Genomic DNA, 10,223 nt, shown 5'->3' with positions numbered 1-10,223 from the left:
ATTGCGGCAAATGAAAACACAGAAGCTCATTGCGTTTGCTCGAGTCTGGTTGTTTGAGGCGAATGAAACGGACCGACGTACAGAAATGTCTAACGATTCAGTGTCGGAGACGAAAGCAGAGGAAAGAACAGAAAAACCGGCCGAACAGGATGTTCCCTGTCCGGCCGGGTTCTTGTTACACGAGCGGTCCGCCGAGTTTTTCGATCGTCGGGTCGATATGGGCGAACTTTCGGAAGTTGGCGCGGAACTTTTGCGCCAGCTCTTTTGCTTTTTGTTCGTATGCTTGTTTGTCAGCCCATGTGTTTTGCGGCTGCAGGACGTCATCCGGCACGCCGGGGACGTGGGTTGGGATGGCGAGGCCGAAAATCGGGTCTTGCACCGTTTCGACGTTGTCCAGCTCCCCTTCGACGGCGGCTTGCACCATCGCCCGGGTGTAGGCGAGCTTCATGCGGCTGCCGACGCCGTACGGTCCCCCTGTCCAGCCGGTGTTGACCAAAAAGACGCGGACGTTGTGTTCGGCGATTTTTTGCCCGAGCATTTCCGCGTATTCGACGGCCGGGCGCGGCAAAAACGGTGCGCCAAAGCACGTTGAGAACGTTGCTTCCGGTTCGGTGACGCCGCGTTCGGTGCCGGCGAGTTTGCTTGTGTAGCCGCTTAAGAAATGGTACATCGCCTGTTCACGCGTCAGCTTGCTGATTGGCGGCAGGACGCCGAACGCATCAGCCGTCAAAAACACGATCGTGGACGGATGGCCGGCGACGCTTGGGTCGACGATGTTTTTGATCGCCTGAAGCGGGTAGGCGGCGCGCGTGTTTTCCGTCAGCGTGCCGTCGTCGTAATTCGGCACCCGCGTCGCGTCGTCGAGGACGACGTTTTCGAGCACCGCGCCGAAGCCGATGGCGTCAAAAATTTGCGGCTCTTTCTCGCGCGATAGGTTGATGCATTTCGCATAGCAGCCGCCTTCGATGTTGAAAATGCCGCGGTTTGACCAGCCGTGCTCATCATCGCCGATCAAGCGGCGGTTCGGGTCGGTCGAGAGCGTCGTTTTTCCCGTTCCCGACAAGCCGAAAAAGAGGGCGACGTCGCCTTCCTGGCCGACGTTGGCCGAGCAGTGCATCGGCAGGATGCCTTGTTCCGGCAGCAAATAGTTCATCACCGAGAAAATCGATTTTTTCATTTCGCCGGCATACTCGGTGCCGCCGATCAACACGGTGCGCCGTTCAAACGAGATGATGATGAACGCTTCCGAGCGCGTGCCGTCAACTTTCGGGTCGGCTTTAAAGTTCGGCGCGCAAATGACGGTGAATTGCGGCTCATGCGCGGCGAGCTCTGCGGCGCTCGGCCGAATGAACAGCTGATGGACGAACAAGTTGTGCCAGGCGAATTCGTTGACGACTTGAATCGGCAGCCGGTATTTCGGATCGGCGCCGGCAAAGCCTTTAAACACGAACAGTTCATCTTTCTTCATTAAATAGTCGAGCACTTTGTCGTACAGTTTATCAAACGTCTCCGGAGACATCGGCTGGTTGACCGCGCCCCAGTCGATCGTTTGCTTCGTTGACGGTTCTTCGACGATGTATTTGTCTTTCGGCGACCGCCCTGTGTACTTGCCGGTTGTCACCGCGACGGCTCCGGTGTGCGTCAGCCGTCCTTCGTTCCGTTGCAGGACTTTCTCAACGAGCTCGGCGACGGACAGTTGATGATGCACGTACGGTTTTTGCAGCAATAAATCAAGCTTATTCGTCATGTTTGCGATCCCCATATTCAAAACCTGCCTTCTTTTTGTAATCACTCTTGAAAATAGTATAACACATTTTTATTAATAGTCCATACTAATTGTGTGGGTTTTTCAAACTTTATTTTGCCCAATGTGTTGGTTTCCTTGAGGAAAGAATTTTCGCGGCTGGAAATGATAAAAAATGAATTTTGATAGTTGACTTTGCCGATTCCGTTGCGATAAGATAAGTCATTGAACGGATACTCTTATCCCGAGCCGGTGGAGGGACAGGCCCGATGAAGCCCAGCAACCGTCACAACTGTACATGTGTGAAATGGTGCTAACCTGTGGCAAGGCGCAGTCCTTGAACGATAAGAGTGAAAGGAAGCAATACGATTGCCATGACCTTTCCTCAGCCGTTACAGGAAAGGTTTTTTATATTGCGAAGGGAAAAAGGGAAATGAGTTCCGTGTCGCCACATTATGCCAAGAGGAGGAAACAAACCGAATGTCAGCCAAACGCCGCTTGTTTACTTCAGAGTCTGTGACGGAAGGACATCCGGATAAAATTTGCGACCAAATTTCTGACGCCATTTTGGATGCCATTTTGGAAAAAGATCCAAACGCCCGCGTCGCCTGCGAAACGAGCGTTACGACCGGGCTGGTGCTCGTGAGCGGGGAAATCACGACATCAACATACGTGGACATTCCGCGCATCGTCCGCGATACGGTCCGGGAGATCGGCTACACGCGCGCCAAATACGGATTTGACGCCGATACGTGCGCGGTGCTGACATCGATTGACGAACAATCGCCGGACATTGCGATGGGGGTGGACCGGGCGCTCGAGGCGCGCGAAGGTCAGATGACTGACGAGGAAATCGAAGCGATCGGCGCCGGCGACCAAGGATTGATGTTTGGGTTCGCCTGCAATGAGACGGAAGAATTGATGCCGATGCCGATTTCGCTTGCGCACCGCTTGGCGCGCCGATTGGCGGAAGTGCGCAAAACGGACGTCTTGCCGTACTTGCGGCCGGACGGGAAAACGCAAGTGACGATCGAATACGATGAAAACGGCAAACCGGTGCGCGTCGATACGATCGTCGTTTCCGCGCAGCACCATCCGGAAATTACGCAAGAGCAAATCCAGCGCGACATTAAAGAGCAGGTCATCAAGCCGGTCGTGCCCGCGGAGCTGCTTGATGAGAACACGAAATATTTCATCAACCCGACAGGACGGTTTGTCATCGGCGGTCCGCAAGGGGATGCTGGGTTGACGGGGCGCAAAATCATCGTCGATACGTACGGCGGCTACGCCCGCCACGGCGGTGGCGCGTTCTCGGGCAAAGATCCGACGAAAGTCGACCGCTCGGCGGCGTATGCGGCCCGCTATGTCGCGAAAAACATCGTCGCGGCAGGACTGGCCGACAAATGCGAAGTGCAGCTTGCCTACGCGATCGGCGTCGCCCGCCCAGTTTCGATTTCGATCGATACGTTCGGCACCGGCAAAGTGTCGGAAGACATTTTGATTGAAGTCGTGCGCAACAACTTCGATCTCCGCCCGGCGGGCATCATCAAAATGCTCGACCTTCGCCGCCCGATTTACAAACAGACGGCTGCTTACGGCCATTTTGGGCGTACGGACATCGACCTGCCGTGGGAGCGCACCGACAAAGCCGCCTTGTTGAAAGAACAAGCGCTGGCGTTGGCGGACAAGTGATGAAAGAAAAAGAGCTGCCTGATCACGGCAGCTCTTTTTTGTCGGCGCACGATGTCCGCTGTTGCTGCAGCGCTTTGTAATACTGCCCTTTCTCGACATATTCGCGGCGGATGCGCTCCATTTCGCGGATATCGTCTTCCGTCAGTTCGCGGACGACTTTCGCCGGCCGGCCGAGGGCGAGCGTGTTGGGCGGAATTTTTTTGCCCGGCGGCACTAAACTGCCGGCGCCGATAAACGCGCCTTCCCCGATTTCCGCGCGGTCCAAAATGATTGAGCCCATGCCGATGAGCGCGTTTTTGCGAACGATGGCGCTGTGCAAAATGACTTGATGGCCGACCGTCACCCCGTCCTCAATGATAAGCGGATTGTTTGGACTTTGATGCAAAATTGAGTTATCTTGAATATTGACCCGGTTGCCAATCACCGTTGGCGCCACATCGCCGCGAATGACGGTATTGAACCAAATGCTTGTCTCTTCGCCGATCACGACATCGCCGGTGATCGTCACATAGTCGGCGATAAAGGCGGAGGCGGCAATTTGCGGCGTTTTGCCTTTGTATGGGTAAATCATGGGCGTTCGTTCCTTTCTGTTGCAAAATCGATCGTTCACCATGTATTGTACAACGCTGCGTCCAAATCGCCAACGAAAGCGAGCGCGCCTAATCGGGATTGGTGAAAAACGTTTCGTTTCGCCCGATGAGTGGTTGGGATCGGGGAAGAAGATCCGATTTCACAAAGCTTCTCAACGTGAGAAGAACCGTTGTTGAGCGGCTTTTTCACTCCGTCGCCAACCCTTTTATGGTTTGCCCCGGCCGCATTGATGGCAATACTGGAAGACGAGATCGCAAGCTGTTCAGACGCGAAACGATTTTGGTTGCCGATAAGATGGAAATGCTAGGAGACGAGACCATGGTGTTTGCACCTGAGGTGAGCCGATTGAACATTCCGAAAAACCCCATCGCCTTGATGAAAATGGTGTATCGTGACGTGCTTCCGCTTGTCCACCGCGAGCTTGCCTATTGGCGGCGCCAGGCCGAGCGCATTCCCGACCCGGAATTGCGGCGCCAGGCGCTCGCAAGCATCGCTTCGAAAACGTTCCATTGCGAAGGCGGCTCCATTTTGGCGCTCTTGGCCGGAGAAAACATGGAGGATTGCATCCGCTTTATCGTTGCTTACCAGACGATCAGCGATTATTTGGATAATTTGTGCGACCGCAGCACCTCGCTCGATCCGCTCGACTTTCGCGCCTTGCACGATTCGATGCCGGACGCTTTGACGATCGGAGCAGAGCCGTCGAACTATTACCGCCATCGCCGCGAACAGGAAGACGGCGGCTATTTGCCGGCGCTTGTCCGCACGTGCCAAGAGGTGCTCGAGACGGTGCGCCATTATGAGACGATCGCCCCATTTTTGCATGAATTGGCCGGATATTATTGCGACTTGCAAGTGCATAAACATGTTGAAGCGAGCGAGCGGGTGCCGCGGCTGGAGAAATGGTTCGCGCAATACAAAGACGCCTTGCCGCCGATGGAGTGGTATGAGTTTTCCGCCTGCTCCGGTTCGACGCTCGGCATTTTCTGCCTCGTCGCCTATGCGTTTGGCGAATCGCTGCCGCCGGAGATGGCGAGACAAGTGCGCGACGGTTATTTTCCTTACATTCAAGGACTGCACATTTTGCTCGACTATTTGATCGATCAGGAGGAAGACCGGGACGGCGGCGATTTAAACTTTTGCTTTTACTATCCGAATGAAACGGTGATGCTTGAGCGGCTTTGCCATTTCATCGAAGAGGCCGACCGCCATGTTGGCGCCCTTCCGCACGGCGAGTTTCACCGCCTTATTCACCGAGGGCTTCTTGGATTGTATTTGTCGGATGCCAAGGTGAAAAAGCAGCGCGGGCTGCGCCGGCTGGCGCGCCGGCTCGTCCGCGCCGGCGGGGCGGCGTCGCAGTTTTTCTATTGGAACGGAAAAGCATACCGCTTTTGGCAGGAGCGGCAAAAACGGCTGTCCTTTTCATAAGGGCGGCCGTTTGCTTGTATTGGCAAAAGGGGCGGGATCCGATTGATTCAGGCGCCCTTATCCGCCCGGGTTTCGAGCGCGAGCAAAAACGGCGGGTTGTTTTGCCGATTGATGAATTCGTATTTCAAGGCATGGACGCGCCGTTGATCAAGAGAGCGGACGTAATCAAGGAGCGCGTCGCGTTCGCGCTTTCCTTCCGGATGGCCGTGGTAGACGACAAGAACGATGACGCCGCCCGGCTTCATGACGGAAAGCAACTGGCGGACCGCTTCGATCGTCGATTTCGGCTGGGTGACGATTTGCTTATTGCCGCCCGGCAAATAGCCGAGGTTGAACACCGCGCCGGCGATGCGCCCGTGTACATCGGCGGGAAGCGCCTCAAGCAGTTCACTATGGCTTCGCTCGAACAACGTCGCCCGCCCGCATAGCCCATGTTTCGCGAGGCGGGCGGAAGCGGCGGTGATGGCCTCAGACTGAATGTCAAAGCCGAACACATGGCCGAAATCCCCGACGCGTTGGGCCAAATACACGGTGTCGTGCCCGTTGCCGACGGTCGCGTCGACGGCGATGTCGCCTTCGTTGACTGCTTGATCAAGCAAAAAGCGGGCAAACGGCAAAATGTTCATCAAAGCCATCGGTTGGCCCCTCCTTGTGATCGTTTCATCGTTTACGTTGGCAGGCGTGGCGTTGCGCCAAAGTGTCGGATGCCATCGCTTTTCCCCTAAACTTTCCATCCTCTGCGCCGGCGTGACAGAAAACCTTGAGCTGACCGACATTGATCGAGCTGAACGAAGATCCTCACGTCGGCATTGTAACAAAAACTTCATGGAAAATCGACCGCTGCCAATCATTGGCGTGATACGGCCGGCCTATGCGGCGCATAGTAAACATGAGGGAATATCACGAAACGAGGTGAGCGCATGGCGACAAGACAATCCGTTGAGGAATTTTTGCAGCGGTGTGAAGATGTGATCCGCTACGCGAAAGAGCAATATACGGAAGCGCAAAAGCAGGAGCATTACAACATCACCGAATACACCAACGCCCAGCAGATGCTCGAGCAGACGGTCATCGATTTAGCGCACTTGGCGCGAAGCTGCAACGCCCAGCAGCGCGAGCAGCTGCATCGGATGCGGCTCCAACTGGAGCAATTGCAAAACGACATGATTTTGCTTGACCGCTGAAACGAGGAGGAACACGACATGAAGCGACGCTTGAAACAAACGAATCCGGAACAAAAAACACGCAACGGCCAAAACAATAACGATCTTGAGCTTGGTCAAGACTTTGACCCGGTGAAGCTGGCGAAAAAGCAATACGAGGAAACGGGCGGCCAACCGATCCGCTCCAAGCAGCGGAACGGGTGACGACAAGCCAAAGGGGCGGAAGCCGCTCCGTCTTGTTCTTCTTTTCGCGCAGGAGCCCCGCTTCAAAAGCCATTGTTTCCGTGGGGAGTTAGTTTGGCAAAAAAGTGGCGGACGCATCGGAACGCTCCGCCTTTTTGATTGCATTTTTTCCTGTTTTCCCCTACAATTATTTCGGAACTCAAAATAAAAGCCAGAAAAGGATGATGACCGATGCCCCGCGCTCTTTGGTGGCTGCTTGTCGGCATGGCGCTCAATGTGACAGGGGCGTCGTTTCTATGGCCGCTAAACACGATCTATTTGCACGAACAGCTCGGCCAGCCGCTCGCTGTCGCTGGTGTCGTGCTCATGCTCAACTCTGGGGGAAGCGTCATCGGCAGCTTGGCCGGCGGCTTTTTGTTTGACCGGATCGGCGGGTTTCGCGTTTTGTTGGCCGGAGCGATGTTGACGATAGCCGCGCTCGGCGGCTTAAGCGTTTGGCACGGTTGGCCGCATTATGCGGTGTTTTTGGCGTTTGTCGGCGTTGGCAGCGGCGTCGTCTTTCCGGCCGCGTCGGCGTACGCCGGGGCGATTTGGCCGGAAGGGGGGCGGCGGGCGTTCAACGCCTTGTATGTCGCGCAAAACATCGGCGTCGCCGTCGGGTCGGCGCTTGGCGGGCTTGTCGCTTCATATTCGTTCTCGCTCGTTTTTTTCGCCAATCTTTTGTTGTATGCCGCGTTTTTGTTTACGGTTGTGGCCGGGCTGCGCCGCGTTCCGCTCTTGCCGCCGCCGAGAAAGAAACGATCCGGAGAAGCGGAAAGAGCGCCATCCCGCTCCGCGGGCTGGGCGCTTGCCCTCCTTTGCGCCGGCTATGGACTGTGTTGGTTGAGCTATGTCCAATGGTCGACGACGATCGCCGCCTATACACGCGAGCTCGGGATACCAGTCGGGCAGTACAGCTTGCTTTGGACGATCAACGGAGCGTTGATCGTCTTGGCCCAGCCGCTGTTGTCAGCGGTCATCCGCCGCTTCATGCCGACGTTGAAGCGGCAAATCGTGATCGGTTTTTTTATTTTCGCCGTTTCGTTTGCCATGCTGTTGGGGGCGCATTCGTTTGCAGAGTTTGCCGCGTCCATGATTGTGCTCACGATCGCCGAGATGATCGTCTGGCCGGCGATTCCGGCCGCGGTGAACGAATGGGCGCCCCCGGGGAAAGCCGGGTTTTACCAAGGAATCGTCAACGGGACGGCCACGGCCGGACGGATGATCGGACCGGTCATCGGCGGCTCGGTCGCCGATCTGTTTGGAATGAAACTGCTCATCATGATGTTAGCATTGTTTGCCTTATTGGCGGTGCTGGCCGCGCTTTTGCATGATCGTCGGCTCCCGAAGCGGACGGAGAACGCGGATGAAAAAACCGCGGCTTCCGTATAGATTTCGGCTTGCAATTGATCGACAAATTTTTTAAAATAATAATAAATTTGTCATTCTGTCCACTCATCGGTCGATTCATGTGCGAATAAGGCGAATAACGGTGAAGAGGAGCAGTAGCGGGCCCGACGGACGGCAGAGAGTTGACGGATGGTGCGAGTCAACCGAAGTCGGCTCGTGAACTCGCCTCGGAGTTGCCGGCGTGAACGGTCATCGACAGCGCCGGCCGTCCATCCGCGTTAAGGAAGAAAGCGGGTGCGCCGTTTGGCGCGCCAAAAAGGGTGGTACCGCGGGAAGCGCGCCTCTCGTCCCTTTGCTGTGGGGATGGGGGGTTTTTTTGTACATATTTTCGTCAATGATGCAAGTAGAACTTGATAGGAGGAGTGCTGCGATGAGCTTCAACCACCGCGAAATTGAACAAAAATGGCAGGACTATTGGGAGAAAAACAAAACGTTCCGCACGCCCGATGATGATGACAAGCCGAAGTTTTACGTTCTCGACATGTTCCCGTATCCATCCGGCGCCGGCTTGCACGTCGGCCATCCGGAAGGATATACGGCGACCGATATTTTGGCGCGCATGAAGCGGATGCAAGGGTACAACGTCCTTCACCCGATGGGCTGGGACGCGTTCGGGCTGCCGGCCGAGCAATATGCGCTCGATACCGGCAACGACCCGGCGGAGTTTACGCAAAAAAACATCGACAATTTCCGCCGGCAAATCAAATCGCTTGGCTTTTCGTACGACTGGGACCGGGAGATCAATACGACCGACCCGAACTATTACAAATGGACGCAATGGATTTTCTTGAAGCTGTATGAAAAAGGGCTCGCCTACATGGATGAAGTGCCGGTCAACTGGTGTCCGGCGCTCGGCACGGTGCTGGCGAACGAAGAGGTGATCAACGGCCGGAGCGAGCGCGGCGGGCATCCGGTCATCCGCAAGCCGATGCGGCAATGGATGCTGAAAATCACCGCCTATGCCGACCGCTTGCTTGAAGATTTGGAAGAGCTCGACTGGCCGGAAAGCATTAAAGAGATGCAGCGCAACTGGATTGGCCGTTCGGAAGGAGCGGAAATCGAGTTTGCCGTCCACGGCCATGACGAAACATTCACCGTGTTCACGACGCGTCCGGATACGCTGTTTGGCGCGACGTACACCGTCTTGGCGCCGGAGCATCCGCTCGTTGAAAAAATCACGACGCCGGAGCAAAAGCCAGCCGTTGACGCCTACTTAAAGGAAATTCAAAGCAAAAGCGACCTTGAGCGCACCGATTTGGCGAAAGAAAAAACGGGCGTGTTCACCGGCGCGTACGCCATTCACCCGGTCACCGGCGATCGGCTTCCGATTTGGATCGCTGACTACGTCTTGATGAGCTACGGCACCGGAGCGATCATGGCCGTGCCGGCGCACGATGAGCGCGACTACGAGTTTGCGAAAAAATTCCACTTGCCGATGAAAGAAGTCGTCGCCGGCGGCGATATCGAAAAAGAACCGTACACCGGAGATGGCGAGCATATCAACTCCGAGTTTTTGAACGGGTTGAACAAGCAGGAAGCGATCGACAAAATGATCGCCTGGCTTGAGGAGCACGGCAAAGGGCGGAAAAAAGTGTCGTACCGGCTGCGCGACTGGCTGTTCAGCCGCCAGCGCTACTGGGGCGAGCCGATTCCGATCATCCATTGGGAAGACGGCACGATGACGCCGGTGCCGGAAGAGGAATTGCCGCTTGTGTTGCCGAAAACGGATGAAATCCGTCCGTCGGGAACGGGCGAGTCGCCGCTGGCCAACATCGAAGAATGGGTCAATGTTGTCGACCCGAAAACCGGGAAAAAAGGGCGGCGCGAAACGAACACGATGCCGCAATGGGCTGGAAGCTGCTGGTATTATTTACGCTACATCGACCCGCACAACGACAAGCAGCTCGCCGATCCGGAAAAGCTGAAAAAGTGGCTGCCGGTCGATGTTTACATCGGCGGGGCGGAGCACGCGG

Annotated in this window: 8 protein-coding genes, 1 pseudogene, 1 riboswitch and 1 other annotated feature; of the genes and pseudogenes, 6 read left to right on the top strand and 3 right to left on the bottom strand. The window is 55.8% G+C overall.

Translation table 11 applies throughout. The features are described 5' to 3' along the window. Positions 1-175: 175 nt before the first annotated feature. On the bottom strand, positions 176-1,762 hold the full coding sequence (gene pckA / locus VU18_RS12460; RefSeq protein WP_042381892.1) for a phosphoenolpyruvate carboxykinase (ATP): 1,587 nt from the start codon (positions 1,760-1,762) through the stop codon (positions 176-178). 218 nt (positions 1,763-1,980) lie between these two features. Then, a riboswitch (SAM riboswitch) is annotated at positions 1,981-2,095 on the top strand. A gap of 129 nt (positions 2,096-2,224) precedes the next feature. Here pckA and metK point away from each other — a divergent pair. Beyond that, positions 2,225-3,436 carry a methionine adenosyltransferase gene (metK, locus tag VU18_RS12455; RefSeq protein WP_011232321.1) on the top strand — a complete coding sequence of 404 codons (1,212 nt, stop codon included), beginning with the start codon at positions 2,225-2,227 and terminating at the stop codon, positions 3,434-3,436. Between the two features lie 22 nt (positions 3,437-3,458). Here metK and VU18_RS12450 read toward each other — a convergent pair whose 3' ends face one another. Continuing rightward, positions 3,459-4,007 carry a gamma carbonic anhydrase family protein gene (locus VU18_RS12450; RefSeq protein WP_011232320.1) on the bottom strand — a complete coding sequence of 183 codons (549 nt, stop codon included), beginning with the start codon at positions 4,005-4,007 and terminating at the stop codon, positions 3,459-3,461. 338 nt (positions 4,008-4,345) lie between these two features. On the opposite strand from VU18_RS12450, the gene VU18_RS12445 reads away from it, so the two are divergent. Then, positions 4,346-5,455, top strand: a complete 1,110-nt coding sequence (locus tag VU18_RS12445; protein WP_014196592.1) for a tetraprenyl-beta-curcumene synthase family protein — start codon at positions 4,346-4,348, stop codon at positions 5,453-5,455. A 47-nt stretch (positions 5,456-5,502) separates the two neighbouring features. On the opposite strand, the gene VU18_RS12440 is transcribed toward VU18_RS12445, so the two are convergent. Next, complete coding sequence (locus tag VU18_RS12440; RefSeq protein WP_042381894.1) at positions 5,503-6,090, bottom strand: class I SAM-dependent methyltransferase; 588 nt, start codon at positions 6,088-6,090, stop codon at positions 5,503-5,505. 285 nt (positions 6,091-6,375) lie between these two features. On the opposite strand from VU18_RS12440, the gene VU18_RS12435 reads away from it, so the two are divergent. The 4 genes and pseudogenes from VU18_RS12435 to leuS form a co-directional block, all read left to right on the top strand. Continuing rightward, complete coding sequence (locus VU18_RS12435) at positions 6,376-6,639, top strand: YtzC family protein (protein ID WP_011232317.1); 264 nt, start codon at positions 6,376-6,378, stop codon at positions 6,637-6,639. An 18-nt stretch (positions 6,640-6,657) separates the two neighbouring features. Then, the gene (locus VU18_RS12430; RefSeq protein WP_011232316.1) at positions 6,658-6,822 is read left to right on the top strand and encodes a hypothetical protein; all 165 of its coding nucleotides are present in this window, start codon (positions 6,658-6,660) and stop codon (positions 6,820-6,822) included. A gap of 210 nt (positions 6,823-7,032) precedes the next feature. Beyond that, positions 7,033-8,232 carry an MFS transporter gene (locus VU18_RS12425; protein ID WP_042381897.1) on the top strand — a complete coding sequence of 400 codons (1,200 nt, stop codon included), beginning with the start codon at positions 7,033-7,035 and terminating at the stop codon, positions 8,230-8,232. 91 nt (positions 8,233-8,323) lie between these two features. Further along, positions 8,324-8,545, top strand: a binding site (T-box leader). A gap of 75 nt (positions 8,546-8,620) precedes the next feature. Then, positions 8,621-10,223: pseudogene (gene leuS / locus VU18_RS12420) on the top strand (leucine--tRNA ligase); the annotation flags it as partial.

Source organism: Geobacillus sp. ZGt-1, assembly GCF_001026865.1.
GTDB classification, from domain to species: Bacteria; Bacillota; Bacilli; order Bacillales; family Anoxybacillaceae; genus Geobacillus; species Geobacillus thermoleovorans.
Note: the sequence above shows the minus strand (reverse complement) of the source record. Positions and strands in the feature narration are given on the sequence as shown.

What these genes read in the sequence shown, in the direction of transcription:
- VU18_RS12425 (WP_042381897.1), top strand. Translation starts at nt 7,033, where the DNA reads ATGCCCCGCGCTCTTTGGTGGCTGCTTGTCGGCATGGCGCTCAATGTG.
- VU18_RS12430 (WP_011232316.1), top strand. Translation starts at nt 6,658, where the DNA reads ATGAAGCGACGCTTGAAACAAACGAATCCGGAACAAAAAACACGCAAC.
- VU18_RS12435 (WP_011232317.1), top strand. Translation starts at nt 6,376, where the DNA reads ATGGCGACAAGACAATCCGTTGAGGAATTTTTGCAGCGGTGTGAAGAT.
- pckA (WP_042381892.1), bottom strand. Translation starts at nt 1,762, where the DNA reads ATGGGGATCGCAAACATGACGAATAAGCTTGATTTATTGCTGCAAAAA.
- metK (WP_011232321.1), top strand. Translation starts at nt 2,225, where the DNA reads ATGTCAGCCAAACGCCGCTTGTTTACTTCAGAGTCTGTGACGGAAGGA.
- VU18_RS12440 (WP_042381894.1), bottom strand. Translation starts at nt 6,090, where the DNA reads ATGGCTTTGATGAACATTTTGCCGTTTGCCCGCTTTTTGCTTGATCAA.
- VU18_RS12450 (WP_011232320.1), bottom strand. Translation starts at nt 4,007, where the DNA reads ATGATTTACCCATACAAAGGCAAAACGCCGCAAATTGCCGCCTCCGCC.
- VU18_RS12445 (WP_014196592.1), top strand. Translation starts at nt 4,346, where the DNA reads ATGGTGTTTGCACCTGAGGTGAGCCGATTGAACATTCCGAAAAACCCC.